This is a genomic window from Cupriavidus sp. 09_S30 (assembly GCF_056930435.1).
Genome location: NZ_JBXOWI010000001.1, coordinates 1,709,193 through 1,734,864, shown reverse-complemented (window position 1 = coordinate 1,734,864; position 25,672 = coordinate 1,709,193). Strand labels below are relative to the sequence as shown.

The window sequence follows — 25,672 nt, the reverse complement described above, 5'->3', positions numbered from 1 at the left end:
AGCCTAGACACGGGCCACCGCCGCCGCGATCCGCGCGACCAGCGCTTGCAGCGGCGCATCCGCGGCCAGCAGCGTGCCATCCGGCAGCGCCCGCTCCAGCTCGCGGCAGGCGACCACCAAGGCGTCGCCTCGCGCCACCGCCAATGCGCCGCGCATGCGATGCAGGAGCTGCCGCACCTGCGCCGCATCGTCGCGGCCGATAGCAGCCTGGATCGCTTCGAGATCCTCACGCATCGTGGACACGAAGAGCGCGCGCAGGCTTGCCGGCACTTCCAGCATATCGGCATCCGGCGTCAGGCCGGCTGCCACTCCATCGGCTCCCGCCGCTGCCTTCGCCCCACCGCCGGCGCCTTCGGCCTGCCCGGGACCTGCGGCCGTCTCCCTGCCTGGCGCGCCACGCCCCCCGGCCGCCTGGCGCAACCGGGCGTACAGCGTCTGCAGGCTCATGGGCTTGGTCAGCCAGGCATTCATGCCCGCGGCAAGGCAGCGCTCGCCTTCGTCCCGCATGGCATTGGCGGTCACGCCGATGATGGGCAGCGCCGCAGCGCGCGCACGCAGGGCGCGGGCCAGCGCGTAGCCGTCCATCACGGGCATGTTGACATCGGTCAGCACCACGTCGCAGGCATCCGCCTGCCACCGGCGCAAGGCTTCCTCGCCGTTGGCCGCCACCGCCACCGTGCAGCCCAGTTCCTCAAGTTGCGCCTGCAGCAGCATGCGATTGACCGGATTGTCCTCGGCCACCAGCACGCGCAGGCCGAGGGCCCGCCATGCCGGCGCCGGCGCTTCGTCGTCGCCGGCCGCTACCAGCCCACCCGCGAGCCCGCCCGCGGCCGCGGCCAATGCCTGGGCGATCCCCGCGCGGTTGTACAGACTCACCTGCCAGCCCCCGCTACCGGGCTGCGGCTCGAGCGGGGCATCTTGCCTGGCCTGCACGCGCACGCCGGCCCAGTCCAGCGGCGGCAGCCACGCCGGCAGCAGTTCCAGCAGCACGCCGGCAGGGTTCGCCTGCGCTGCCCGCTGCGCCGCGCCCTCGGCCAGTCCCGCCGCGAGCGCGACCGCCTCGGCGCCCATTGCCTCCAGCCAGCGGCAGACACTGTCGGCCAGCTCGGGCACAGGCGCACGAACGTGCACGGTGTGGCGCTCCAGCAGCGCTGCCGCCTGCGGTGCCACCGTCTCCTGCGGCGGCAGGCCGAGCGTCACGCCAAAGGTGAACTGGCTGCCCAGGCCCGGCACGCTGGCCACATCGAGGCTGCCGTCCATCATCTGGCACAGGCGCCAGCAGATCGAGAGCCCCAGCCCGGTTCCACCAACGGGCGGGCGGCCCTCTTCGACCTGGTAGAAGGGCTCGAACAAGCGCTCCTGCTGCTCCCGGGTCATGCCGGCGCCGGTGTCGGCCACCTCCCAGCGCAGCGCCACCTGCTCCGGCTGTGCCGCCTGCCGGACGGCAGACAGGCGCAGCACCACGTGGCCGGCGTCGGTGAACTTGATCGCGTTGTTGACGAGATTGCCCAGCACCTGGCGGATACGCATGCCGTCGCCGACCGCCCATGCGGGCACGTCGGTGTCGATGCAGCCATAGAGTTGCAGCCCCTTTTCCTGTGCCCGCGCCGCATAGCTGCGCAGGATCTCCTCGCTCACGTCCAACGGGCTGAACGACTCAATTTCGAGCGGCATCTGGCCCGCCTCGATCTTGGAGACATCCAGGATGTCGCTGATCAGCTGCAAGAGGATGTCGGAAGAGCTGTGGATGGTCTGCACATAGCCCTGCTGCCGGGCATCGAGCGGCGTCAGCCCGAGCAGTTCGAGCGTGCTGACCACGCCATACAGCGGGGTGCGGATCTCATGGCTCATGGTGGCCAGGAAGCGGCTCTTGGCGTCATTGGCCGCGTCGGCGGCGGCGCGCGCCCCCCGCAGCGCCGACTCGGCCTCGCGGTGGGCGGTGATGTCGTTGAAGGCGCACAGCAGCACGTTCTCGCCCTGATACTGCGCGGGCGCATAGCGTGCGTGCAGGGACAGCGGGCCGGCCACCACGCAGGCCTCGCCGGCCGCCGGCCGATCATCGTCGAACAGGTGCCAATCGCGCATCAGCGCCATGATTGCCTCGGGCCCGCCCAGCCACGCTTGCGCCAGCGCGTTCTGGGTGACCACCTCGCGCCCGCCCTTGCCCAGGACGCACAGCGCCACCGGCGCCGTCTGGATGATGGCGCGGTTGAAGGCATGGCTCTCCTGCAGCGCGCGATGGGTCTCGCTCGCCGGCGCCACCACCCTGCGCCGGTACCAGCGCATCAGCATCCAGCCGGCGGCCAGCATCCCCCCAAGCCACAGCAGCCACGTCAGGATGGTCCCGCGCCCGTCGCGGAACACCTGCCCGTAGTCGACCAGATAGGCGGCCTGCCAGCCTCGGCCGCCTGCCTCGCCGCGCCGGATCAGCACGCCTTGCGGGGTCAGGTGGACACCCTCGTCGTATTGCTTGACCCAGTTGCCGGTGCCGCTCAAGACCTGGCCGTCAGGACCGACCAGGTCCACCGACCCGGGGGGCGGCATGTACACCACCCGATCGGTGTCGCCCAGGTCCAGCACCGCCGCGGCCACCATGCGACGCGGCGCGGCGCCGGCCCACCAGAGTTCATCAGGCACATTGTCCGAGATAAAGGCCAGCAACTCGGGCTGCGCCCCGCTGGCGAGGCCGGCGCCGCTCAGCCACTGTACTTTCAGCACGCCGGGCGACGGCGGATTGGCCCGAATCCGCTCGCGCATGGCCTGGAGCACGCGCAGGAAACCCTCGCGGCCCTGCGTGCCCACGCCAGTGCGCGCGTCGATCGACGGCACGGCCACGCCGGCCGTACTGTCCAGGTCGACCAGCACTATCTGCGGCGCCGGATAGCGCGCCCGGCTCCAATAGCTGCTGTAGAAGCTCGAGGCGATGATGCCCAGGCCGAGCTGCCGCTCGCGCGCCTCGGCTGTGAGCGGGCCCAGGCGCTGCCCGGGCAAGGCGAGCGAGAACAGCGGGGAGAAGGAAAACTGCTGACCTTCGTAGATGTCCACATCGCCGCGCGGCATCACGCGCAGCCTGGCCAGGTCCACGTGCAGTCGCGGCGGCGCGGTCCGCGAGTAAAATTGCGACGCCGGCTCGGTGGCGTGGATGAACTCCAGTAGAAAGCTCTCGTATTCGTGGACATTGCCCACCAGCCGCGCGAAATGCAGATTGACCTTCTGCTGCTCGAAATGCACCAGGCGGGACAAACCCCAGTAGGTGGTGCCGAGCAGCATGCCCGCAAGGGTGACGGCGGCCAGCAGGCCCACGTTCAGCTGCAGCGCGCTGCGCGCCAGTTTTTGGACGTTCGATCCTCGACCTTGTTCCATGGGCAGGGGGTGCAAGCGCGTACGTCGCGCTGGTTGCGCCGGTGCGCCCCCAGGCGCCCCGCGCCCCCGGTCCGACGCCGCCGACAGCAGGATTGTAGCCGCCACGCCAAGGCGCGGCCCTCCTGCGGGGCACTAGCGATAGCGCATGGGCATGATCGCCACACGTCCACCGAGCCGCCCCTGAACCGGGCTGCGCCTGGACCTATCGCGGCAGGAGCAATGTCCGCACTCCCGTTGCCGATTTAACCCGACGCGGCGAGGTGATTGCAGTTGAAACTCACCGATTCGCCAGTGAGAGTGGAAACCTGGCTATGCAGCACCGCTCCGAGCGGAGCGTCAGGGTCGATCGGTGCGGTATAGCTGGGAATTTCAAAGGTGGTCAGCCACTTGGTCCCGGCCATCGGACTGCATTGGTCGTCGGCCCCTCAGGCAGCCAGCGGCAAGCTCGCTCCCAGCAGCAGTAGCGAGGCGTTGACCGGCCTCGCCCGGCTGCCTGTGGCGCGCCGCTTGGCGAGTGGCTTCGGAGGATTGCGGAGGATATCGGACTGCACGAAAACTCCTTGCATCAAGTTCGCAATCGGCCTGACTCCCATTCCAAGGTCAAGGCGCAACGCCGCGACGCTCAGTTGTACTCAATGATGAAGTTCATCGTCGCATCGGCCCGCCCAGGCTTCATTGGGGAGGTAAGCGACATGGGTATATACGTGGCCGTGGCCGAGAAGCGGTAGACCTCCCCCTCCGCGCTGGAGCGGCTCCAGTCCATCGCCAGCGCCCTGCCCGGCGTGAACGGCAGCCAGGCGCCCTTGTCACTTTGCAGCATAATGCCGATGTTGGACGCCACGCCCTCCGTCCCGTGCCCGGCTAGACGCAACTTGCCATCCCTCTCGCTGTCGCCCTCGAAATACACCTTCACCGGCAGCGGATTGCCCGGCTTGTTGGTGCCGCAGACGACTTCAAGCGAGAAGGCATGCCTCGGCGCCTCGACCCACCGGATCCGTTCGATGAGTTCCTTGCCCATCCGCACGTTGATGGCTGGCGTCGTCGTCGAGCAGCCGCCGTAGTAGACGTCGTTGATGATCTCAGTCGTGCCCTCGGAGCTGATCTGGTAGCGGTTGACATTGCCCTTATAGTCCTTGTCCGCATCGAAGATGGCGGCAAAGGCCACCGAGACGGTGCCGGCTGTTGCCACGCTCTTCTCGGTTCTGACCAACTCCACAACCGCCTTGACGGGTACACGGTTGTGGAGGCCGTCCATATCGATGCCGGTCCATGGCGGGGTGTACTTGAGGTAGTCATATTGGTCGAGGAATACGAATCGCACGCCGATACCCTGCAGGTTGGTCTTGTACACACCTTTGTAGCCGGGAACCAGTTCCCCGCCAGGAACGGTGATCGAGAACGTGGGCACGGTACCCTTCCGGCATACCGCGTCGCTTAGATCGTCGGCGAACTTGAACTCGGCACGAGCCATCACGCCGCCTACGGGGGCGCCCGAGACATTCAGCGCCGCGGGAAAGTTCACATTGAAGGTGCGCTGGTTCCAGTTGGTAGGCTCGCAATAGCCGAACGCGGCTCCCGACCAGATCAACGGCAAGAGCGCAAGAACCGCCCGCGTCCAGCGGCGGCTTCCATTTATCAAGTGATTCATCTCAATCCCCTAATCAATAGTTGTCTTGTGATTCCCGTCGGCAACGCCTCGGCCTTGCCTCTTCGGGCATTGCGCCATGCATGTGGGAATCGGCCCTGATATCAGGCCGCCGGCTTGTGGCAAGTCAGCGGCACGCGCTCGTACGTCAGCTCCTTGTTCTGCGGCGGCAGCCAGTAGCTGACCGCGCAGCTATCGTTGCCCCAGCGCACGTCGATGCGGCCCTGCTCCGGGATGCCGAACACCAGCAGGCGCGACTGGTTGTCCACCATGCCCACCTGCTTGCCCTGCGCGTCGTAGGCCTGGGCGCCGAAGGGCACCTTGCCGGCCTGCTCCAGGCTGAGCTCGAACTGCACGCGCCGGCCCGTTTCGGCCTCGAAGCGGGCCTTGACCACCGCGCCGCGGGTGGGCACCACCATCTTGGCGTTTTCGGTGATCTCAGTATCGGCCCCGGCACTCGACATATCGAGGTTCAGCCAGTTCTGCCGGTAAGGCTGCAGATAAGGCACGACGGCATAGCCGCGGCGGTCGGTGCGGATCGACTGCGAGCCGCCCAGCGCAACATCAGGCACCTTCGGCACCTCGACCACGGCGAAGGTCTCGCCCAGCGGCTGGCCCAGCGTGACGCCGCCGCCGTGCACCACCACCGAACCCGAGGCCCCGGCGTCCACGTGGCTGCCGGCGCGGCTCTGGTTGAAGTTGCCCGTCAGCTTGGCCGTGGGCGTATCCCAGCCGAGGCTGACGCCGCCCGAGCCGCCGCCGTCGCGGCTGTAGCCGGCCTGCACGCCGTAGTTGACGGTATTGGCGTCGTTCAGGTAGCCCGACACACCAGATTGCAGGTTGTAGTCACCGCGCGACGACGACACCGCGTTGGCGTAGGCGCGGTGCGTGGTTCCACGCTTGCCCAGCGGAATGCTGAGCGACACGCTGAACTGTGTCTCCGGGCGGGCGCCGTAGCCGGATTCCCGCGTATGCGACACCGCCAGGCTGTAGCTGATTTCCTTGTAGCTGCCGCTGTAGCCCAGCTGCACGCGCTGGCTGCGGCCGCCGCTGTTCCAGTAGCTGGTGTCGCCCAGGCCCAGGTACATCGACCCGCGCGCCAGCGGCTGGTTGATATTGACGTCCAGCCGGCTCTTTTGCCGCCGGAAACCCCACCCATCGGGGCGATCCTTCTCGTCCACGTGCTGGCTCAAGGTGCGGTAGCCGTCCGTGGAGTAGCGGTAGCCCGCCATGGTGAAGGTGGTGTTGGTGGGATAGACCGTCTTCGAATACAGGAAGCGGACACTCTGCCCTTGCTTGGTGCCATTGGGCGTGCGCGAGCGGCTGTGCGTCACGTCCAGCGACACGCCGCCGATGCGCGTGTTCATGCCGACGCCAAGGTTGGCCGCCGCGTAGTCTTCCGCTGCCTGGATGCCGCCATAGCCGGTGAAGTCGTCGGACACGCCGTAGACCATGGTGCCTTGCAGGAACTTCGGACGCGATGAGTCATTGCTGCCGCTGCGGTACTGGCCGCCGGCCAGCGCATAGCGCAGGCTGCCGTGGCGCACCATCACCGGCAGGAAGGAGTACGGCTGCGTGAAACGGCGTACGCGTCCGTCAGCCTCGGTGATCCGGATTTCGAGGTCGCCGTTGGAGCCGCTCGGATAGATGTCCTTGATCTCGAACGCGCCGGGCGGCACCGCCGTCGAATAGATGACGTAGCCGTTCTGGCGCACCTCGACCACCGCATTGCTCTCGGCAATGCCGCGCACGGTCGGCGCGAAGCCCATCTCGCCGTCGGGCAGCATGGCCAGATCGGTGCCGACCTGCGCGCCCAGGAAGCGCACGCTATCGAAGATCTCGCCCGGCGTGTACAGCTCGCCCGCCGACGCCTTGCCGCGCAGGCTGGCGAAGTTGCGCTCCACGTAGCTGCGGTTGCTGGTGAAGCGACTCCCAGCGCCGGTGGAGCCCGTCAGCGCCGATTCGTTGCGGAAGCGCCAGCCGCCGATATTGAAGCCGCTGCGCAGGCCGAGGTAGTAGTACTCGCTGTGTTGGCCGCTGCCGTCGTTGCGGCTGTAGGTCGCCTGGTAATCCGTGTAGAGGGCCGGCACGCCGTCATCCCACAGCGACGGATCCACATAGCCGCGCGACGTCCGCATGACATAGGCCTGCGGAATGCTGAGGTAGAGCGACAGCGTGTTGGACTCGAAGTCCGCCGCGGCACCATCGGCCAGAGCGACCAGGTCAACGGTCGTGCCGTCGTCGGTGCCGGGCGCAATGCGCCCTTCCTTCTCCAGCCGCGCCACGTCGACGCCGATCGCACGCAGCAAGCCGACCGGAATGACGGGCCGCACGATGCCCTCGGCGTCGGGGCTGAACAGCACCGTATGGCGCTTGGCCAGCGACTGGTTCAGGTAGACGTCGACGTCATAGCTACCGGGCAGCACCTGGCTGCCATTCTCGAAATAGTGCAGCGCGACCGGCCCATCGCCCTTGCGCAGGAAGGACTCGTTGAATTCCACGGCATGGCCCGCCGAGGGCAGCACCAGACCGAGCAGGACCAGGCACGGCACGCCGATCTGCGCGACGGTGCCGAGTTCACTGGACTGCCTGATGACTTCCTTCCTGACGATGACCATAGCCGTTTCTCCTGTGATTTGCCCCCAGGCCCGCTCCGCAGGCGGGCGCAAAGCGCCCCCCTTCCCCTGGCCTTGGGCGGGGACGGCGAAGACGAAACTCGGAGCGGCGTGTTAGGCGGCAGCCTTAGCTGCCGGCGGAGCCTTCGTGCGACTGGACAGCGCCGTAGTCGTTGATTGATTCGAAGTGAACCTTGCCGCCCGCACTGGCGGCGCCGGCCTGCAGACCCTTCACTTCGAGCCGGCGTGCGCCGGCCGGCGGTACCATTTCGGCAGCAACCTCGTAGTCCCGGCCACCGCTCTGCAGCTTGACCGTGGCCAGCGAGACATGGAAAGCCGTGGGATTGCTCACTTCGAGTCCCGCCTTGCCCTCGTGCGCGACCACGCGCCAGCGCAGTTGCGCGGGGGCCTTCGACGGCTCGCCGGGCAGGCCGGCAGGCCGATAGAAGAGCTTGATGCGCTGGCGCAGCGCGATCTGCAGCGTGTTTTCGTCCTTGGGCTTCTGCGGGATCTCCTGCACGCTGAGCCAGAAGACTGATTCGCGGTCTGTGGGAAGCCCCTGCCCGTAGTAGAGAATGCGCAGTGTCTGCTGCTTCTCCGCGCCCAGGCGGCTGAGCGTCGGCGTGACGGCGAACGGCACGTCCGCCTTGTCGTCGGCACCGTCGATCCAGGCCTGGACCATGATGTCGGCCGGCGCGCGGTTGCGCACCAGCACGGACGCCTCCTTGCTCGGCGCGGCCAGCACGACGCGGGTTCCGTCGAGCGTGATGGCGGCGAGCGAGGCGCCCGAAGACAGCAGCAGCGAGCCGGCCAGGGCCAGCCCAGCAATGTGGAAGCGTTTCATATTGGATTCCGTAGTGCCCGGGCGGGCGGGGAGCCGGAGCCCCCCCGCCCAGCCCGGAGGGGGGAGGGGTTACTCGTAGGTCAGCGTAAAGGGCAGCTGGCCGTTGGCCTGGCCGGCCGTGACGGCGCTGCCACTCTTCACATAGCCCGCGCGCAGCGCCAGCTTGGCCGAGTACGTCGCGGTATCGCCATCGCCCACCTTGACCAGATCGCCCTGGATCACGTCGTTGCCGCTCAGGTTCAGCAGCACGTTCTGGTCGTTGTAGAGGCCGATGCCCACGCCCGTGGCCTTGTCGCCCTCCGGGCCGGTGGTTGCGAGCAGCTTGTTGTTGTTCGGGTCAATGCCCGAGCCGGAGGTCGGGTCGAAGTGGACCTTGACCTTGTTCAGGCCTTCGGCGGAGTTGTCGCAGTTCAGTTCCAGGTTGATCGCGGTGCCGCCGACAATGCTGCCGCCGGCGGTGCCGTCGAGCGAGTCGGTGGTGACCTTGCCGAGCTTGACGTCGACGATCTGATCACCCTTGCTGCCGCTCACGTTGGTACCGCTGCCGCCCGTGAGGGTGCATGAGGCCGCGACGATGCTGCCAGTGAAGTTGATGGTGCCGTCGGCGGCCATGGCCGAGCCGGCCATCAAGCCGATTGCCGCTGCCACGAGAACCTTTTGGATATGCTTGGACATATTGTGCTCCAGTGAAATTGAGGAAATGACGCCCCTTCGGAAGAGACCCCCATTTTCTCGGCTGAAGCACATTCAGATAAAGCGGCCGAATCCTAAGACATTATCAGAAGTATCTGACTAGACCCAGGATTCATCCTTTTCCTATTACAACACAGTCACGAATGAGTGTTGAGCGGGCAGTCTACGTTAGAGTTGAGGACACCACCAGATTTTCGTGCGAAAAGGACTCTACTGAATTATGAAATTCCTCTTTGGATGGCTCACGCGAACGCAATCCACCAACAGCGCCAAGCCAGGGGCCGGCCCTGCGAGCGAACCCGCACGCGCGCAGCCGGAAGACAAGGCCAAGACGGCCCCACCTGAACCCTGGCAGATCTGGTCGCTGCAATCTGCTGGCTGGGGCTATTGCGCCTTGGCCACCGCCACGCCCAGCCTGCCACCGGGCATGGCGACCTGGCACCACTACCTGCCGCGACGCGATCGCTACGGCGAAGCCAAGACGGCACGCCTGGCCTGGATCGCGCTGCAGATGCGCAGGCTGGAGGCGCCCGTTGGCGGCGGCGCCAAGCGCCCGTTGCGCTGCATCTACCAGCCGTGGAGCCTCCAGTTCCAGGGACAGTGAGGAATTGCGTGCGGTCCGGGGTCATTGGCCAGGGATTCCGGCGATACCTCCCCCTCTCGTTATAGCGAGCGTTCCATAACCGGAAAAGGTGGATTTGGTCAGGGCTTTGGGGATATTCACGATACCTCCGTCGTCTGCAATCGGAGACAGAATTCTCTGCGCGAAAACGAGCACGGTCTTGAAATGGATACTCACAGCGTATCGCGCCATTTGTCCGTCGCATTCTGTGGCATGCCCTCACTAATCCTTAGCTTCATCAGTGGATTGAAATACCTTCGCCGCGCACGAGCGAGCGAGCGAGGAATATCAGGCCGCCCCGCCCTACTTCACCGCACCCACGGTGAAGCCGGCCACGAAGCGGTCGAGAAACAGGTTGTACAGCACCGCCACCGGCAGGCTCACGATCAGGCAGGCTCCCATCAGCGAGCCCCAGAAATAGACGTCGCCACGCACCAGGAAGGTGGGCACGCCGACGCTGACGGTGTACTGCGACGAGCTGGTGATAAAGGTCAGCGCGTAGACGAACTCCTGCATCACCAGCGTCATGGTGAAGATGACCACGGTCAGCATGCCGGCCGAGGAGATCGGCACCACCACCTTGAGAAAGGCGCCGAAGCGGCTCAGCCCGTCGATCATCGCGGCTTCCTCGATCTCCGGCGGCACCGCCTTGAAGAAGCCCATCATCAGCCAGCTGCAGAAGGGCACGGTGAAGCTGGGGTAGACGAGCACCAGCGACCACAGCGAGTCCTGCAGGCCGAGCGTGCCGACGATGCGCGAGAACGGGATGAAGAGGATGGTCGGCGGTATCAGGTAGGTCAGGAAGATCGCGATGGCGAGGCCGCGGCCGCGCCGCCCCGCCAGCCGGGCCAGGCTGTAGCCTGCCGGCACTGCCAGCACCAGCGTCACCGCCGTCACCGCCAGCCCCACCAGCAGCGTGTTGCCGAGCCAGCGCAGGTACTGGGTACTGCCGAACAAGATGCGCAGGTTGTCCAGCGTGGGCGGCAGGTTGAACAGGAAGGGGTTGTTGGCGGTGTCGATCAGGTCGTGGACGTCCTTGAAGGTGGTGATCAGCATCCACGCGAAGGGAAAGGCGCAGAAGGACGCGAAGGCCGCCAGCACGGCCAAGGCACCGGCCTGCGCCAGGCGCCGGCGCGCGCCCGCCGGAATGTAGGCTCCATCCGCCGTGCGCCACATTTCAGGTCACCTCCGCGCGCTGCGCTATCGTCAGCAGCAGCGCAACGACCGCCACCAGCAGCGGGAACAGGGCCAGCGAGATGGCCGCGCCGGCGGCCAGGTCGCCGCCCTGGATGCCGGTGAAGAAGGCCAGGCTTGCCAGCACCTGCGTGGTGTCATAGGGCCCGCCGCGCGTCAGCACATAGATGACGATCATGTCGGTCAGCGTGAAGACGATGCCGAACAGCAGCGCCACCAGCATCACTGGCATCAGCAGCGGGATATCGATGCGCAACAGCCGGCGCCAGAAGCCGGCGCCGTCCATCGCCGCCGCATCGTGCAGATCCTGCGGGATGCCGTTCATGCCTGCGAGGATGATGATGGTGGCCAGCGGCAGCAGCCGCCACACGTCGACCACGATCACCGAGGCCATGGCCAGGTCGGGCTGGCCCAGCCAGATCGGCCAGACATCGGGGCCGAACACGCCGAGCGCGCGCAGCGTCCAGTTGATGACGCTGTAGACGGGGTCGAAGATCCACAGCCAGCCGATCGCCCCCAGCGAGATGGGCGCTACCCAGGGCAGCAGGATCAGCAGCCGCACCAGCCACTTGCCGGGGAATTCCCGCGCCAGGGCCAGCGCCAGGATCTTGGCCAGCACCACCACCGCTGCCTGTGAAACCAGCGTGAACACCAGCGCATTGCGCAGCGAGCGCCAGAAGACCGGATCCTGCATCACGCGCCGGTAGTTCTCCAGGCCGATGAAATGCGGCGCCTGGCTGCCCACGGTGGCATCCGTCAGGCTGTACCAGATCGACAGCGCGAAGGGAAAGCCCACCAGCAGCGCGATATAGGCCAGCGCCGGCGCCAGCATCAGCGCCCCGAGCCAGCGCTCGGGCACGGCCTTGGCGGCGGGACTCGGCACGGTGCGCAGGCGGGACGGATGGGCGTTCATGACTGGTCGGGAGCGCTGCCGCCTGGCGGCGTCATGTTCGCGCCGGAGCGCTGGTCGAAGCGGTGCACATGGATGCGCCGCACGGCGAACTGCTGGCGCGAGCCGGCCTCCAGGGCGATGTCGAGCGTGCAGGGGATGCGCGACACCACCTTGACCTGCGGGCTGGGCGCCTCGAGCACGCCGTAGACCAGGCGCTCGGCACCCAAGTCTTCGACTCTCGTGACATTGAGCCAGAAGGATTCCAGCGCCTGCGCATCGTCGCGGGCATCAAAGGCGGCGCGTGGCAGGAAATGCTCGGGGCGAAAGCCCAGCTCAGCGTCTTCGCCCATGACCAGGTTCATCGGCGGCGAGCCGACGAAGGTGGCGACAAAGCGATCGGCCGGCCGCAGGTACACCTGCAGCGGCGTGCCCACCTGGTGCACGCGCCCATGGTCCAGCACGGCCACACGATCGCCCAGCGCCAGCGCCTCGACCTGGTCGTGGGTCACGTACAAGGTGGTGGTGGACAAGCGGCGCTGCAGTTGCTGGAGCTCATCGCGCGCCGCGGTACGCAGCTTGGCGTCGAGGTTGGACAGCGGCTCGTCGAGCAGGAAGGCCACCGGGTTGCGCACCACGGCGCGCGCCAACGCCACCCGCTGCCGCTCGCCGCCGGAAAGCTGGCGCGGCTTGCGTGCCAGCAGGTGGCCGATGCCGAACAGCTCGGCGGCCCAGCTCACCTTGGCGGCGACCGCCTCGCGCGGCATGCGCTGCGCCTCCAGCGGGAAGGCGATATTGCCGGCCACGGTCAGGTGCGGATAGAGCGCGTAGCTCTGGAACACCATGGCCATATTGTGCGCGCGCGGCGGCATCCCGGTGACGACCCGCCCGCCCACCAGCACATCGCCGGAGGTCGGCAGTTCCAGCCCGGCAATCAGCCGCAGCAAGGTGGTCTTGCCCGAGCCCGACGGCCCCAGCAGCACCATGAATTCGCTCTCGCGCACGGCCAGGTCGATACCGTCCACCGCGCTCGTTCCATCGTAGCGCTTGGTGAGCGAGCGGGCTTCCAACGTGGCCATGGCATACCGGCGGGCGGGCTGCCGCGGGGCGGCGCTACGCCCGTCCGTGCTCCGTCACACCAGCCCCCGGGCGTGCCATTTGGCAAAGATGCGCTTGCAGGCAGCGTCGCCGTCGCGCATCGCGTCCTCAGGCGAGGCATCGCCGGTGGCAGCCCTGGCGAACATGGTGTTCAGCACCCAGGTGTTGAAGATCTCGTCGATCGCGGCGTTCGCGTTGCCGGGGTATCCGACGTTGGTGGCCTGCCCCACCAGCTTGCCGAGCACGCGGTACTTGTCTGCGGGAACGGCTTGCGCATCGTGGTCGATCAGCGTCTTCAGGTCGGGCACGGTGCTCGGGAAGCAGGGGAAGTTATAGAACTTGCTGCCGAGGAAGCCTTGGCGGAAATTGTCGATATAGTCCACCAGGAACTTCTTCGCTCCATCGATGTTCTGGGCAAATTTCCAGATCACGTAGCAGTCCATCACGTGCTCCAGGCAGATCCGGCGCACCGGTCCGCGCAACGCCTCGGTAAGCCAGATGTTCGGGGTGACCGGTATCTTCTTGTCTTCGCCCTCGCGCGTGATGGAAATCGCGTTCAGGCACAGCGAGATCTTGCCCGCCAGCATGGCGCGGTTGTTCGAGGAGGGATCCCAGGCCAGCACCTCGGACGTCATGGTGTCGCGGTAGAGCGCGCGGACGTACTTGATCGCATCCAGCGTGTGCTGCGAACTCAGTATCACGTGCCCTTCCTCGTCCTGCACCGAGCCGCCGAAAGCGAACAGGATGGTGCGCATCGCCATCGCGGTGTCGAACTCCGCCGACAGGCCGATGCCGACCGGCACGCCCCGCGCCTGCTTGATCTTGCGGCCCGCGGTGAGCACATCGTCCCAGCTGTCCGGCGGCGCCATGCCGATCGCATCCCACAGGTCCTTGCGATAGTTGACCGGGTCCGGCACGAAGCTGTCGGAGAAGGCGAAGTACTTTTTCGTCTTGGGGTTGTAGGTGCTGCGCACCGCCAACTCCACCGGCTTGCCGTGATGACGCTGGCACTCCTCATAGACCTCACGGTGGTCGATCACCTGCTCCTCATAGACCGGCGGCGGCGACAGGAACATGAACAGGTCGTGCCCCTTCTGCGCCGATACCTCGGCGGCGGCGCGCGTGGCCAAGGCGGGGATGCCCACGTGGTCGACGATGACCTGGGTATCGTTGCGCTCGCCCCACTCCTTCACGTAGGTATTGTCGAACCACGTGTCATAGGCGGGAACGAAGTGGTTCCACTGCAGGATCTTGAGGGTGCGCTTGGCGGCGTGTGCCGGGCGCGTCAGCAAGGGCGTGGTGCTAGTCACCAGCGTTGCGGCGGCCGCCTGGAGCAGGCGCCGACGGCGCCGGTTGACCAGATCGCTGACAGTGGTGCGGGCCCTGAGATAGTGGTACCTGGCGATTCTTGCTTCTATGTTCATGGCCGCCTCCGCATGGAAGAAGGAGGCCGTATGCGCTCCGTGCACGAACCGGTGTTGGGGCGCACATGGTCGCCGATGTCTCTGTTAATGATTCTAGAATTCCTCGCTGATAAGGCAATGCACACTGCACACATGGAGGCCCGGCGCCATCGATCGGCAAGCAATCGGCACCGTGAAACCGGCACCAAAGCCGGCGCGCGCGAGGCGGACCGTTGCCATCAGCCGGTCGTCGTGCCCGACCGGCCGACCGGCAGGTACCGCCTCCGATACCCGGATCGGCCCTGCCCTTGCCGGCTCGGCATCAGAGGAACATGCCGCCCGAGGCCTCGATGCGCTGCGCGGTGATCCAGCCGTTCTCCGGTGCCAGCAGCGAGGCCACCACGCCGCCGATATCATCCGGCTGGCCCACCCGCCCCAGCGCGGTCTGCGCGGCGAGCTGGGCATTCATTTCGGCGTTGTCGCGCACCACGCCGCCGCTGAAGTCGGTCTCGATGGCGCCCGGCGCCACCACATTGACGGCGATGCCGCGCGGGCCCAGTTCCTTGGCCAGGTAGCGCGACAGCACTTCCACCGCGCCCTTCATGGCGGCGTAGACGCTGCAGCCCGGGATGGCGAAGCGCGTCAGGCCGGTGGAGATATTGACGATGCGCCCGCCATCGGCCAGCAGCGGCAGCAGGGCCTGCGTCAGAAAGAACATGCCCTTGAAATGAACCTGCATCAGCGTGTCGAACTGCGCCTCGGTGGTGTCGGTCACGCTGGCATGGATGCCAACGCCGGCGTTGTTGACCAGCGCATTGACGTGCGCACGTCCCCAGCCGGCCAGCGTCTCGCGCACCCGGTCGGCGAAGGCGGGAAAGCTCGCGGTGTCGGCCACATCGAGTTGCAAGGCGGCCGCGCGACGGCCCGTGGCCTGCACCTCGGCAAGCAGCGCCTGCGCTTCGGCGGCGTTTCCGCGATAGGTAAAGATCACGTCAGTGCCGCGAGCGGCCAGCTTCTGGACCATGCTCCGGCCAAGACCCCGGTTGCCGCCGGTGATGATGGCGACGGGGGCTGCAGCGATGGTGGACGAGGCGGCGGCGGTAGAAACCGTAGAGGTGGATGCGGACATGCTGTTCTCCAGTCAGTCAATGGGTAAGAGGAATGCTATTGCCTTGTCACCGGAGAATAAATGTCGATAATTCAATCTATCTGTTCTCCATGGAATAACAATTGATCCGCCCCGACAGCCTGAGCCGCAACAACCAGATCGACGCCATGCGGATCTTCGTGCGCGTGGCGGAGCTGTCCAGCTTCACCCGTGCCGCCGAGAGCCTGGGCATCGCCAAACCCGCCGCCTCGGTCGCCGTGCAGCAACTCGAGAACCTGCTGGGCACGCGCCTGCTGCACCGGACCACGCGCCGGGTGCAGCTCACCCAGGATGGCCAGGCCTGCTACGAGCGCTGCCAGGACCTGCTGGCCGACCTGGACGAGTTCCAGTCCCAGTTCCGCCAGACCCCGCAGGCACTGCGCGGCCGCCTGCGCGTGGACATGCCGGCCGGCGTGGCGCGCGACCTCGTCATCCCCGCCCTGCCCGCCTTCCTCGACGCGCATCCACAACTGGAGGTGGAGCTGAGCAGCACGGACCGCCGCGTCGACCTGGTGCGCGAAGGCTTCGACTGCGTGCTGCGTGTCGGCGCGCTGGCCGACAGCAGCCTGATCGCGCGGCCACTCGGCGCGCTGCGGCAGATCAACTGCGCCAGCCCGGCCTACGTGGCCCGCCACGGCACGCCGCGCACGCTCGCTGACCTCGCCGCCCACCGCGTGGTGCACTACGTGCAAGCGCTGGGCGGCAAGGTGCCGGGCTGGGAGTACCAGGACGAGAGCGGCCCCGCCACGCTGCCGATGGCCGGCGCCGTGACGGTGAGCTCGGCCGAGAGCTACGAAGCCGCCTGCCGCGCCGGGCTGGGCCTGATCCAGGCACCCGCGCTGGGGTTGGCGCCGCTGGCGGCGGCGGGCGTGCTGGTGGAGGTCCTGCCCGACTACCCCGCCCCGCCGTTGCCGGTTTCCCTGCTCTATGCCAACCGGCGCAACTTGCCGCTGCGCGTGCGCGTGTTCATGGACTGGCTGGCCGAGCAACTGGCGCCGTATCTCGATCCTGCCTGACCGTCGACATGGCGAGGCACCGCAGTCTCCACCGCACCCCGGCCCGCAGGACGTGCGCCAGTTCGTCGCATCAAATGAGAGCCTGGAGAACGGCCTCCGCCTGGTCGGCCTCTGCTTGTGAGTCCAAGGCCACGTAGGCGACAAACTGCGGGCCGATCACCGCGGCGGAGAAGCCACGCAGATTGATTCCCGCCTCGGCAAGCTCTTCCGCCAGTGCGGCAGCGATACCCCGCTGATTGCGGCCGAGCACGCGGACGCAGTGCTGCTTATGCGTGACGTTGAAGCCCGCCATGGCGGCCGCCACCATTTCCCTATCCTCTTCCAATGGAGTCACCAGGACGACGCCTTCGCCAGGCCTCTCCGGGCTGCGCCGCGCGATGATCAGTTCCAGGTCGGCCCCCACATCGCGCAGTGACGCCAAGACCGCCGCCAGGCCGCCCGGCTTGTCCGGAATGCCCGCCGCCCACACCTCCACCTGCTCCACCTGAAGATCCATGTTCGACTCCCCTTGTCTCATCCGGTCGGCAGCACCGGGGGCTGCGCCGCCGCCCGATGCGTGGTCCTGCACCCGCGCGCCCGCATGGATGCCATGCCTCTAACGGTAGACGAGAACGGGGATCTTGCAGTGAGTCAGTACCTTCAGTGTTTCGCTTCCGATCAGGAGCGCTTGCACGCCGCGCCGTCCATGCGATGCCATGACGATCAGGTCGCAGCCCTGCTCTTCGGCCGTCTTGAGGATGGCCTCATAAGGGTGGTCGTTGACCACGTAGGCCGTCTTGCACTCCACGCCGGCTGCACTGGCCTCGCTCGCGAGACCGGCCAGGTATCGCGTCGCCTCTTCCCACGCCGCTTTCACGTACTCTTCGCGGGTGTCCGTCAGCATTTCGACTTGATAGGTCAGCACGTGGTAGCTCGGACTGACCCGCACCGCGGTGACACGAGCATTCATTTCGCGCGCCAGTGCAATCGCCTTGTGGAAGGCCGATTCGGCCAAGGGCGACCCGTCGACCGCCAGCAGGAGATGTTTGAACATGGTGTTCTCCATGCCTGCTCTGTGTTCTATGTTCTCTGCTCTTGCGCGAGAGAGCGAAAGGCCGCTCGGCGCGGCAGGCAATGAGGACCAAGCAGCGGAACGCGGGCGCAAGGGCTATCGAAGCCTTCCAGACACCCCGGCCTGAAATCAATGTAGTTGTTGAAAGGCGCCGTCAGTTGACGGAAATCAAGGGCGTATGACCATTGCGTCGGAGAAGAGGCGCCCGCATTCCGTGGCCATGCCGAGTGGACGTTTCTGCACCGCTTGACACCTCGGCAAGCCCTCCGCCACGGACGCTTGTCGACAGTTGTGCTCCAGGGCGACGGCGCCTCCGTGACCTCTCCTGGGCTGGGCTTCCGCGCCTGCGTCCATCCCTGACGCTCTCGCCAATCGGCAAGATCGGCATTCCGATTCGCATTCGCGACGGATCACGACGTGGACCGCCATGAATGGCCGTGGAGACATCGTGAAACGAGCCACCCAGTCGTTTCTTCCCGAGCCGTTGCTGCCGGTCGTGCCGCCAGAGGCGCAGCGGCAGGTATCAGAGCGCAACGGACGCCCGAATGGCCGAGTGATGCCACAAGCGAACGACGCTTCAGGCCGATGAGGGACTTCGGCCAACGGCTGCCCGGTTGAGTCTGCAGCCCCTAACCGACGTTCGCGGAACGCGATTCGAGAGCAGCACATCATTGAACAACTTTCCTCAGGGAATGCCTGCAGAAGTTCAAGCTGGTTTCAAAAAAGCTCTCGATCTAATGCTCGACCGAAGACTCGACGACGCTCGGGGGACTGCGCCGCGTTGGGCGCGACTCCAGCAGCCGATGCAGCATCAATCCGAGCGCTGCCCCGACACACTGGGAGATGACGAAGGCCGGGACGTTTGCTGGCGCGATACCAGAAAATGTGTCGCTGAACATGCGACCAAAGGCCGCCGCCGGATTGGCGAACGAGGTGGATGCCGTGAACCAGTATGCCGCGCCGATATAGGCCGCCACCATGGAAGAAGCACGTCCGCTTGGCGCCCGAAGGATCACCAGCAGCAGGCCCGCAGTCGCCACGGCCTCGGCAATCCATTGCCCCGTGCCGGTGCGGACCTTTGTGGAAAACTGCAGGAGGGGCATGTCGAACATGGCATGTGCCAGCCACGCGCCCAACACCGCGCCCGCCAGTTGGGCCGCGATATATGGGACCAGCGCTGAGCCCGGCAGTTCGCCCCGCGCCGCCATCACCGCGCTGACCGCCGGATTCAAATGCGCACCGCTGATCGGGCCGAAGACCTCGATCAGGATGTACAGGCCGCCCACGGTGGCCGCCGTGTTGGCGAGAAGCACAAGCGCTGTGTTCCCGCCCGCCAGCCGCTCGGCCATGATGCCGGAGCCGATGACAATGGCCAGCAGCATGGCGGTCCCCAGCGCTTCGGCGAGGAGCCGGTTTCGCAGATCAGCCATGACTTTCAGCTTTGCGCGATGCGATCGAGATGGCTCTGCAGCTCGGCGTTGCCCAGCGTATCGAGCGGCAGCATCAAGAGTTGCAGCATGCGGTAGCCAATGGCCTGGCGCGTCAGCGCGAAGGCCTGGCGCTTGCCCGCGTCGCCGCCCCGAGCGTTGGATGGGTCGGCGTAGCCCCAATGTACCTTGACGGGACTACCCGGCCAGTACGGGCAAGGCTCGGCGGCGGCGCTGTCGCACACGGTGATGACGATGCGCATCTGTGGCGCGCCGTCGGCGACGAACTCGTCCCAGCTCTTGCTGTGGTAGCCCGTAGTGTCAACGCCGGCATCGGCGAGGGATTCCAATGCAAACGGGTTGAGGCGGCCGCTGGGCGTACTACCGGCGCTGTAGGCGCGCACGTCCTTGCCAAGCAGCAGAGCCCAATGGTTCAGCATGCCTTCGCTCAGCACGCTGCGCGCGGAGTTGTGGGTGCAGAGGATCAGTACGTTGATGGTCACGACGGCCTTCCTAGCAGCACGAAGAGCCCAACGGCTTCACGGCGATACCGATCGGCTTGCCACGCGGCGCACAGCAGGCCGCGCCTTCGACCTTCACGTCTTCCTGCTTGCCTTCGCTGAACACCGGGATGTTGCCCAGCGAGTGGAAGTGCTCCCATGCAATGCCCTGCGGGTCGATGATCCAGTGCTTGTCGCTGCGAGCGTAGCAGCAGGTGGTTTCGCCCTGGTCGACCAGCGCCATGTCGGCAGCCCCGGCACGCGCCTTCAGCTCGGTCAACGCTGCGGCATCGTCCACCTGGAAGCCCAGGTGGTCCACGCCGACCTTGCTGCCGCGCGTGGAAATTGCGAAGTTGATGCGCGGATCGTCCAGCATCCACTTGGCATAGTCGCCCTCCACCCGCGTGGGCTCGGCGGCAAACAACTTGGAGTAGAAAGCGATGCTCTTGCCGAGATCGTCAACGTGGACATGTACGTGGAAGCGTTTCATGGGATTCTCCCTCAGCATTTGCAGGCGGTGGCGCCAGGTTCGAGGCATGGCTCGCCCTGGCAGCAGTTCTCGGTCAGGAAGCCTAGCAGCCCCCCCATGTGATCAAACGCGGCGCGGTAGATCAGGTTGCGGCCGTCGCGCTCCTGCGTCACGAGCTGTGCGTTCATCAGTTCCTTGAGGTGGAACGATAGCGTCGCGCCGGGCACGTCGAGCTGTTCAGCAATCGCACCGGGCGTGAGGCCCGCTTGGCCGGCGACCACCAGCATCCGGAAGACCCGGAGACGCAGGTTGTGGGCAAGGGCAGCTAAGGAGCGGATAACTTCATTTTCTTCCATATTTCCAATATAGTGGAAACATGGAAGAGATACAAGTGACCGAAACTCCCGAAACTCGCCGGTTGCGGCCCTTCCACTTGATGCGTCGAACGGCAGTTCATCGGCCAGCTCGGTCATTGCAGATCTGAGGTCGACTGTCTCAAACTAGCCGGTAAGCCCCCCGACGTGCCTCAAGCGGCGCAAAAGGGCTACCGATGGCTTCCAGACGCCCTCATGCACGGGCAGCTATGTATTCGCTACCAGCAGCGCCTCTCCTTGTGGCGGGCGCAGATCATCTGTCCTGCCCACAAAGTAGCGCCGGGTAAGGTCGACCGCCGAGACATGCCGCGCCTCTCTAAAGCCGGCTTCGTGTGCCAGCCTCACGATCTCTTGCGGGGTGAAAAAGCTGAGGAAAGGTGTCCCGCTCGCCCGCGCTCCCTTCTCTGCCATCTCAAACGCCGGACGTACCTCCGGATCCGCTAGCTCCAGCGGAAGCAGGAACGTCATGGCGAGCGTCGAACCTGGGGCGAGAGCCGCGACCTCGCGCAGCGTGACGGCATTTGCCTCTTTGGTCAGATACATGCTGACGCCCGTGGAAACCACCACGGCTGGCTTGCTGTCGTCGAAGCCAGCAGTCACGAGCCTCTCCCGCCAGGACTCCCCCGCCTCGAAATCGACCGGCACAAAGCGCAGCCATCCGGGGACGCCGAAGCCCAGCTCGATCAGGCGCTGGCGCTTCCACGCCTGAGGGCCTGGCTGGTCGATCTCGAACACGCTGAGGCGGGACGCGATCTCCGGCCTCCGCTGTGCGAAGCTGTCAAGGCCAGCGCCGAGGATGACATACTGACTGAGCCCGCGGCCAGCCTGTTCCGCGACCAGATCCTCAATGAAGCGAGCACGAGCCACAATCGAGGCACGGAAGGGTCGTGTGAACTGCGGGTCCATGTCCCCGCGACGTCGCCAGCCCTCATCCGGGGCCAACAGCTTCAGGCCGATTTCGTCTTCCAGCACGTGCGGCGCTGCATCCGCCTCGACATGCAGAGCTCGCCATAAGGCGACCCGCGCTGCGGTGCTGTCTGGCGCGACATTGCGCTTGTCGTTCATGGCTTTCAATCCTGTGTGTTCGTCGTTTCCGCACCGCCATGACACCTCTACAAGACGATGGTGCGTGGCAGGCTGAGGCGGCAGGCGCTGGAGGCAGGCCGAGGCCAGAGCCTAGAGCATCCGTGCGGCTTCTTCCAACAGCGCCATCTGCGAAAGCATGCCACTGCGCCTGAAACTGACCTGCGAGAACCAGCGCACCAGCGGCGGATCGCCGGGAATATGCGCACACAGCAGCTCAATGTCGTCACCCGGCGTGGTACTGTCCGGCGGCAGCACCACGTTCATCCGGCTCAGGCGCAGCCGGTGCCGCTCGACCCGGAAGCGCGAGGCCGCCTCGCCGAGCACCTGGGCCATGCATTCAAGCTGCCGATCCAGGGCGCCACCCTCTGCCCCGAGCGCCTCGAGTTCGCGATCGTTCGTTTCGATCTGCTCGCGCAACCGCCCGAGCGCCGCTGCATCCGGTGCGGTCGCTCCGACAACGGAGCGCAGCCCCGCACCCTGGCGCTCCAGCAAGAGAACGCGCGTCTTGAGCAATGCAAGTTCGCGTTCGAGCACGTCGCGCCGCCCCTGGCTCGAAGCAGAGAGCGCCAGTCCCTCGATGGCAAGCTGGTCCAGCATCCTGCCTTCGATTTCCGTGCGCAATGCAGCTTCGGATTCCGCGCAGATCCGGATGCGGTGGTCACTGAAACAGACCGTGGTCCGCGGGACATCCGTGTGCATGACCTCGCCTTGCAGCTCCACCCCCAGGGTCCGCTTCTCGGTCATGTCCATGCCGAGCACGACAAAGGCCTCTTCAACCTGCGTGCGACTGAAGAATTCACGCAGGTCGGAAGAGCGGCTGAATACGCGCTCGATATCGTCGGCCGCGCCGAAGAAGGCATGGATGCAGGGATCCGTCGCCCAGGCCTGCGCATTGGCCGGGCGTGCTGCGGGCACCCCTGCCACAATGGCGCGGATCACCTCGCTGGCCGAGCCAACGCCCGGCGCCAGCCGCTTTACATAGCCCGAGACCAGCCGCAGCCGTGGACTGAGCGCCGTCACACGTTCCACCATCGCCTCTGTGGCCTTGCGGTCGCCGGCGCGGCGCTCACGCCCGCCTCGTCCGTCCTTTCCGCCCCGTCCGCCCCTTCTATTCAACCAACGCAGGAATCCCATCGCCGACGCCTCCGTTATCCGTTACCGTTAGAAGTCAACTTTCGTTATGCGGGACGGTCACGCGGCGACGGGTGCGGGCGGCAACGTCGTACGTGTTGAAGTCATTCATCGCTCTGCCATAAAGGTGCAAGCTGACCGCACGGGACCGCTCGGTTGGAACGCCGGTCATGTGAATATGATCGGGATTGGGTACGAAACTGGTCACGGACCCGCGTCGCAGTAAAACGACGCCCCCACGCGCCAGGTCGATCTCTTCGTCAGCGCCACGATCTGACGACAGTCTCACATAACTACGTTCCTCCAGGACGCCTTCGACAACGCCGACGACGCCCCAACTTCCATGATCGTGTACTGGCGTCCATTGACCCGGAAGCCAGACGAGCGCGTACAGTGACAGGTCTTTGTCCGGGGCCTCGTAGATGAGGTTCCGGGTATAGCCCGCGTCGCTGCTCCGATAATGATGAGGCTCCAGGAAAGTACCGGCATGATCGATCAGATCGAGCATCAGCGGTGCCAGGGCGAGCACGCAGTCGGCCGGCTCTGACTGTAGATGGCTTCGAGCGGAGGATTGGGCGATGAAGCCTTCGAGAGCGAGGGAGGTCATGGGTGAATCGTGCCTCTGGCCGGCTCGGCGACAACCCGCGACGCCTGGCAGTTAACGGGACAACATCCAATGGATGATATGCGAAGTGAAGGTAGCGACAAGGATTTCCGGGGGCGCGTGAAACCGTACTGAAGGTCGGGGTTACCTGGATCACGGAATAGAGCGTGCAATCCGGGAAGCACTTCTAGACGGTTGCCAGAATTAGACGCGCTGGCGTTGCACTGATGTGCAATCCATCCGCGCGGTTCGCAAGATAGCGTCGGTTCAACTCGTCCGGAGTCCAGGTGTTGCTGCTGCTGAAGCCCAGCGCGGTCAGCATCTCGGCCAGGGCGGCCGGTTCGAAGAAGCTCTTCCACGGTTCGCCACGCTCGGCGAATTGCGCCGTCAATTGCTCCATTGCGATGCGCATGATCGGGGGCAAGCTCGACAGCGGCATCACATATTCGAGCAGCACTGCGCTACCTTTGGCGCAGCCGGCGATGAAGCGCAGGGTTTCGATGACTGCGGCCTCGTCGAGGTACATCGTCACGCCAAGCCAACTGAACATAGCGGGCGCGCTGGCATCGAAACCGGCACGCGCAAGGCCCTCGGCGAGGCCAACGCTCTCAAAGTCGACCGGCACGAAATGCAGCGACGGCGGCGCGGCAATACCGCTCTCACGCAGGCGTGCCAGCTTCCACTCCTGCGTAGACGGCAGGTCGACCTCGAAGATACGACCCCGTGTATCGGGATGCCTGTACGCGCTGGTATCAAGTCCCGCGCCGAGTACCACATACTGGCGAATGCCGCGTTCGACAGCCCCGGCCCACACGTCGTCGGCGAGCCGGCTGCGCACGACCACCGAGCTACGCATGCCCACCGAGGTCGGATGGCGGAACCTGTCGATGTCGTCACGCAATGCCTGTGCTTCGGCCGCGCCGAGAACGGTCAGTGCGATCGGATCGTCAAGCACCAGCGGCCGGTCAAGCAGCTGGTGAGCGGCCCGCTGCGTTGCCACCATCAACGCGCTCGGCTTGGGCCCGGCGTTGACCGGTGCCCTGTCGTGGCCGACGATATGCGCCTTGTGCAGATAGGCCAACAGTGAATCGTCGAGGCCGACGCCCAGTTGCAGATCCGGTTCGCGCATCAAGGCATCGCGCACGCGCGCCTCCAAGACCGCGTCGTCTCCGCAGAAGCTGTCGCGAAATAGTTGCTGCCAGCGCTTGACGATCGCCTGCACCGGTGCGGCGCCGGCGTCGACGCCCGCCTCCATGAGTGCCCTCAGTTCGACCACCAGCGCCGGCCATGCGCGACTATTCGCGGTGGCGAACTGGCGGCGCCGCACCTCGTCAGCCTGTGCCGAGCTGAGGTACTTGGCGAACAGCGCACAGCGCGCGTGCGTGAACGCTTCGTCGATCCATGCCAACATCTCCACCGTAATGCCGACGATTTGCTGGGCGCGCGGCTCGCCAAGCTGCATCTTCATCAACTTGGTAGCAAGCGCCGGGTCGTTGCGGGTCATGCGAATCACGAGCCGGATCCAGCGCCAGGCCAGCGCCTGGGCGGCGTCGCTTTCGGCCGGCAGCGCTTGCTGCACCGCACGGTGAACCTCGTCGATGAGCTCGACCCACGACGGGTCCCTTGGCGCGACAGTATCCGGCCGGGATGCAAGCAGCACATCGAGTTCGTCGTCATTCAGGTGTTTTTGGTACATATTCATTAGCTCCAGAGTGCTCAGCCAGTCGGTCGCCGTGGTCTCGCTGCCGGCAGCGATCATGTCGACGATGTGTTGCAAGTGACGACTAAGGCGCTGCGCGCGCAATGCCTGCGCGTTGAGCTCTGTGATCTGGCGCTGCAGAATCTGTAGCGGTGCGCCGGCCAGCTGGCCATCGAGGCTGGCCTTGATGTCTGGAAGCGAATACCCGAACCGTTTCAGCGCCTCGATACGATGCAGCCGGACCAGATCGTCGCGCCCATACAGGCGCGCGCCACCATCGGTGCGCTTCGACGGTGACAGCAACCCGATTGCGTCATAGTGATGTAGTGCCCGAACGCTCAGTCCTGCCTTCTTCGCCAGCTCGCCGATTTTTAGTTGCATTGCCTTCCTAGTCGTTGGCGTCAACCATAGAACCTGACGTAGTGTCAGGTGCAAGCGAAATTGACGCATTCGTGGGCGCGCGGAGGGGCACGCTATTCGTGGCTGTCTTCCGGACTTTTATGCAGACCTTGCCGCTGATGTTAGCCGCTGAACGTCTTGGGTCATCGAATGACCGAAACTGGCCGGAAAGGACCTCCGACGCGCCGCAAGCCGATCGCGATTTCGGTGCGTGTATTTATGACCTCAGGCATCTCGTTCATCGCACATTTAATGGTTTGCGCGGTCACGGCGCCGTAGGCGTGCTCCATTCCGATTTCAATGATGATACCCCTGGGTTCGAACGACCCCATGCGTGAATGAACTCATTTAAATGCAGCCGGACCCATCGCAATACAATTTAATAGTATTCCTGCGCAGCGCC

General features: G+C 65.7%; 22 protein-coding genes. 2 read left to right on the top strand and 20 right to left on the bottom strand.

What is annotated here, in order from left to right; all coding sequences use genetic code 11:
- Nucleotides 1-3 precede the first annotated feature (3 nt).
- The 5 genes from AC1Z3O_RS08370 to AC1Z3O_RS08350 all read right to left on the bottom strand — a co-directional run bounded on the left by AC1Z3O_RS08370 (nucleotide 4) and on the right by AC1Z3O_RS08350 (nucleotide 9,142).
- Nucleotides 4-3,363 carry a hybrid sensor histidine kinase/response regulator gene (locus AC1Z3O_RS08370; RefSeq protein WP_483515087.1) on the bottom strand — a complete coding sequence of 1,120 codons (3,360 nt, stop codon included), beginning with the start codon at nucleotides 3,361-3,363 and terminating at the stop codon, nucleotides 4-6.
- 622 nt (nucleotides 3,364-3,985) lie between these two features.
- Nucleotides 3,986-5,011, bottom strand: coding sequence for a fimbrial protein (locus AC1Z3O_RS08365; protein WP_483515086.1), 1,026 nt, complete (start codon nucleotides 5,009-5,011; stop codon nucleotides 3,986-3,988).
- Nucleotides 5,012-5,112: 101 nt separating this feature from the next.
- Nucleotides 5,113-7,626 (bottom strand): fimbria/pilus outer membrane usher protein, encoded by a 2,514-nt coding sequence (locus AC1Z3O_RS08360; RefSeq protein ID WP_483515085.1) that lies wholly within the window; start codon nucleotides 7,624-7,626, stop codon nucleotides 5,113-5,115.
- 124 nt (nucleotides 7,627-7,750) lie between these two features.
- Nucleotides 7,751-8,467, bottom strand: a complete 717-nt coding sequence (locus tag AC1Z3O_RS08355; RefSeq protein ID WP_483515083.1) for a fimbria/pilus periplasmic chaperone — start codon at nucleotides 8,465-8,467, stop codon at nucleotides 7,751-7,753.
- 69 nt (nucleotides 8,468-8,536) lie between these two features.
- On the bottom strand, nucleotides 8,537-9,142 hold the full coding sequence (locus tag AC1Z3O_RS08350; protein WP_483515082.1) for a fimbrial protein: 606 nt from the start codon (nucleotides 9,140-9,142) through the stop codon (nucleotides 8,537-8,539).
- A 238-nt stretch (nucleotides 9,143-9,380) separates the two neighbouring features.
- Between AC1Z3O_RS08350 and AC1Z3O_RS08345 the strand changes: the two genes are divergently transcribed.
- On the top strand, nucleotides 9,381-9,764 hold the full coding sequence (locus AC1Z3O_RS08345) for a hypothetical protein (protein WP_483515080.1): 384 nt from the start codon (nucleotides 9,381-9,383) through the stop codon (nucleotides 9,762-9,764).
- A gap of 321 nt (nucleotides 9,765-10,085) precedes the next feature.
- On the opposite strand, the gene AC1Z3O_RS08340 is transcribed toward AC1Z3O_RS08345, so the two are convergent.
- The 5 genes from AC1Z3O_RS08340 to AC1Z3O_RS08320 all read right to left on the bottom strand — a co-directional run bounded on the left by AC1Z3O_RS08340 (nucleotide 10,086) and on the right by AC1Z3O_RS08320 (nucleotide 15,495).
- Nucleotides 10,086-10,958, bottom strand: a complete 873-nt coding sequence (locus AC1Z3O_RS08340; RefSeq protein ID WP_483515078.1) for a carbohydrate ABC transporter permease — start codon at nucleotides 10,956-10,958, stop codon at nucleotides 10,086-10,088.
- 1 nt (nucleotide 10,959) lies between these two features.
- On the bottom strand, nucleotides 10,960-11,889 hold the full coding sequence (locus AC1Z3O_RS08335; RefSeq protein ID WP_483515076.1) for a carbohydrate ABC transporter permease: 930 nt from the start codon (nucleotides 11,887-11,889) through the stop codon (nucleotides 10,960-10,962).
- The gene (locus AC1Z3O_RS08330) at nucleotides 11,886-12,944 is read right to left on the bottom strand and encodes an ABC transporter ATP-binding protein (protein ID WP_483515074.1); all 1,059 of its coding nucleotides are present in this window, start codon (nucleotides 12,942-12,944) and stop codon (nucleotides 11,886-11,888) included. The genes AC1Z3O_RS08335 and AC1Z3O_RS08330 overlap by 4 nt, the downstream gene beginning before the upstream one ends.
- A 54-nt stretch (nucleotides 12,945-12,998) precedes the next feature.
- A complete protein-coding gene (locus tag AC1Z3O_RS08325; RefSeq protein WP_483515072.1) occupies nucleotides 12,999-14,387 on the bottom strand; it encodes an ABC transporter substrate-binding protein in 1,389 nt (462 codons plus the stop codon).
- A 301-nt stretch (nucleotides 14,388-14,688) separates the two neighbouring features.
- On the bottom strand, nucleotides 14,689-15,495 hold the full coding sequence (locus tag AC1Z3O_RS08320) for an SDR family NAD(P)-dependent oxidoreductase (protein ID WP_483515070.1): 807 nt from the start codon (nucleotides 15,493-15,495) through the stop codon (nucleotides 14,689-14,691).
- A gap of 146 nt (nucleotides 15,496-15,641) precedes the next feature.
- Between AC1Z3O_RS08320 and AC1Z3O_RS08315 the strand changes: the two genes are divergently transcribed.
- Entirely contained in the window at nucleotides 15,642-16,529 is an 888-nt protein-coding gene (locus AC1Z3O_RS08315; protein WP_483517549.1) for a LysR family transcriptional regulator, read from the top strand.
- 70 nt (nucleotides 16,530-16,599) lie between these two features.
- On the opposite strand, the gene AC1Z3O_RS08310 is transcribed toward AC1Z3O_RS08315, so the two are convergent.
- From AC1Z3O_RS08310 to AC1Z3O_RS08265, 10 genes are all read right to left on the bottom strand, one after another.
- On the bottom strand, nucleotides 16,600-17,025 hold the full coding sequence (locus tag AC1Z3O_RS08310; RefSeq protein WP_483515068.1) for an ACT domain-containing protein: 426 nt from the start codon (nucleotides 17,023-17,025) through the stop codon (nucleotides 16,600-16,602).
- A 99-nt stretch (nucleotides 17,026-17,124) separates the two neighbouring features.
- Nucleotides 17,125-17,562: a universal stress protein gene (locus AC1Z3O_RS08305; protein WP_483515066.1), complete on the bottom strand. Its 438-nt coding sequence runs from the start codon at nucleotides 17,560-17,562 to the stop codon at nucleotides 17,125-17,127.
- 752 nt (nucleotides 17,563-18,314) lie between these two features.
- A complete protein-coding gene (locus AC1Z3O_RS08300; protein ID WP_483515064.1) occupies nucleotides 18,315-19,010 on the bottom strand; it encodes an aquaporin in 696 nt (231 codons plus the stop codon).
- A gap of 5 nt (nucleotides 19,011-19,015) precedes the next feature.
- Complete coding sequence (locus AC1Z3O_RS08295; protein ID WP_483515062.1) at nucleotides 19,016-19,510, bottom strand: arsenate reductase ArsC; 495 nt, start codon at nucleotides 19,508-19,510, stop codon at nucleotides 19,016-19,018.
- Between the two features lie 10 nt (nucleotides 19,511-19,520).
- A complete protein-coding gene (locus tag AC1Z3O_RS08290) occupies nucleotides 19,521-19,997 on the bottom strand; it encodes an ArsI/CadI family heavy metal resistance metalloenzyme (protein ID WP_483515060.1) in 477 nt (158 codons plus the stop codon).
- An 11-nt stretch (nucleotides 19,998-20,008) separates the two neighbouring features.
- On the bottom strand, nucleotides 20,009-20,332 hold the full coding sequence (locus AC1Z3O_RS08285) for an ArsR/SmtB family transcription factor (RefSeq protein WP_483517548.1): 324 nt from the start codon (nucleotides 20,330-20,332) through the stop codon (nucleotides 20,009-20,011).
- A gap of 225 nt (nucleotides 20,333-20,557) precedes the next feature.
- Nucleotides 20,558-21,415: a class I SAM-dependent methyltransferase gene (locus tag AC1Z3O_RS08280; RefSeq protein WP_483515057.1), complete on the bottom strand. Its 858-nt coding sequence runs from the start codon at nucleotides 21,413-21,415 to the stop codon at nucleotides 20,558-20,560.
- Between the two features lie 111 nt (nucleotides 21,416-21,526).
- Nucleotides 21,527-22,570, bottom strand: coding sequence for a hypothetical protein (locus tag AC1Z3O_RS08275; RefSeq protein ID WP_483515055.1), 1,044 nt, complete (start codon nucleotides 22,568-22,570; stop codon nucleotides 21,527-21,529).
- A 34-nt stretch (nucleotides 22,571-22,604) separates the two neighbouring features.
- Nucleotides 22,605-23,174 carry a cysteine dioxygenase family protein gene (locus tag AC1Z3O_RS08270; protein ID WP_483515053.1) on the bottom strand — a complete coding sequence of 190 codons (570 nt, stop codon included), beginning with the start codon at nucleotides 23,172-23,174 and terminating at the stop codon, nucleotides 22,605-22,607.
- 184 nt (nucleotides 23,175-23,358) lie between these two features.
- A complete protein-coding gene (locus AC1Z3O_RS08265) occupies nucleotides 23,359-25,251 on the bottom strand; it encodes an SAM-dependent methyltransferase (protein WP_483515051.1) in 1,893 nt (630 codons plus the stop codon).
- Nucleotides 25,252-25,672: the final 421 nt, after the last annotated feature.

Coding starts and splice junctions, on each gene's coding strand:
- AC1Z3O_RS08340 (WP_483515078.1), bottom strand. CDS start 10,958: ATGTGGCGCACGGCGGATGGAGCCTACATTCCGGCGGGCGCGCGCCGG.
- AC1Z3O_RS08310 (WP_483515068.1), bottom strand. CDS start 17,025: ATGGATCTTCAGGTGGAGCAGGTGGAGGTGTGGGCGGCGGGCATTCCG.
- AC1Z3O_RS08275 (WP_483515055.1), bottom strand. CDS start 22,570: ATGGGATTCCTGCGTTGGTTGAATAGAAGGGGCGGACGGGGCGGAAAG.
- AC1Z3O_RS08370 (WP_483515087.1), bottom strand. CDS start 3,363: ATGGAACAAGGTCGAGGATCGAACGTCCAAAAACTGGCGCGCAGCGCG.
- AC1Z3O_RS08305 (WP_483515066.1), bottom strand. CDS start 17,562: ATGTTCAAACATCTCCTGCTGGCGGTCGACGGGTCGCCCTTGGCCGAA.
- AC1Z3O_RS08325 (WP_483515072.1), bottom strand. CDS start 14,387: ATGAACATAGAAGCAAGAATCGCCAGGTACCACTATCTCAGGGCCCGC.
- AC1Z3O_RS08360 (WP_483515085.1), bottom strand. CDS start 7,626: ATGGTCATCGTCAGGAAGGAAGTCATCAGGCAGTCCAGTGAACTCGGC.
- AC1Z3O_RS08320 (WP_483515070.1), bottom strand. CDS start 15,495: ATGTCCGCATCCACCTCTACGGTTTCTACCGCCGCCGCCTCGTCCACC.
- AC1Z3O_RS08335 (WP_483515076.1), bottom strand. CDS start 11,889: ATGAACGCCCATCCGTCCCGCCTGCGCACCGTGCCGAGTCCCGCCGCC.
- AC1Z3O_RS08265 (WP_483515051.1), bottom strand. CDS start 25,251: ATGCAACTAAAAATCGGCGAGCTGGCGAAGAAGGCAGGACTGAGCGTT.
- AC1Z3O_RS08365 (WP_483515086.1), bottom strand. CDS start 5,011: ATGAATCACTTGATAAATGGAAGCCGCCGCTGGACGCGGGCGGTTCTT.
- AC1Z3O_RS08300 (WP_483515064.1), bottom strand. CDS start 19,010: ATGGCTGATCTGCGAAACCGGCTCCTCGCCGAAGCGCTGGGGACCGCC.
- AC1Z3O_RS08285 (WP_483517548.1), bottom strand. CDS start 20,332: ATGGAAGAAAATGAAGTTATCCGCTCCTTAGCTGCCCTTGCCCACAAC.
- AC1Z3O_RS08345 (WP_483515080.1), top strand. CDS start 9,381: ATGAAATTCCTCTTTGGATGGCTCACGCGAACGCAATCCACCAACAGC.
- AC1Z3O_RS08315 (WP_483517549.1), top strand. CDS start 15,642: ATGCGGATCTTCGTGCGCGTGGCGGAGCTGTCCAGCTTCACCCGTGCC.
- AC1Z3O_RS08350 (WP_483515082.1), bottom strand. CDS start 9,142: ATGTCCAAGCATATCCAAAAGGTTCTCGTGGCAGCGGCAATCGGCTTG.
- AC1Z3O_RS08280 (WP_483515057.1), bottom strand. CDS start 21,415: ATGAACGACAAGCGCAATGTCGCGCCAGACAGCACCGCAGCGCGGGTC.
- AC1Z3O_RS08330 (WP_483515074.1), bottom strand. CDS start 12,944: ATGGCCACGTTGGAAGCCCGCTCGCTCACCAAGCGCTACGATGGAACG.
- AC1Z3O_RS08355 (WP_483515083.1), bottom strand. CDS start 8,467: ATGAAACGCTTCCACATTGCTGGGCTGGCCCTGGCCGGCTCGCTGCTG.
- AC1Z3O_RS08270 (WP_483515053.1), bottom strand. CDS start 23,174: ATGACCTCCCTCGCTCTCGAAGGCTTCATCGCCCAATCCTCCGCTCGA.
- AC1Z3O_RS08290 (WP_483515060.1), bottom strand. CDS start 19,997: ATGAAACGCTTCCACGTACATGTCCACGTTGACGATCTCGGCAAGAGC.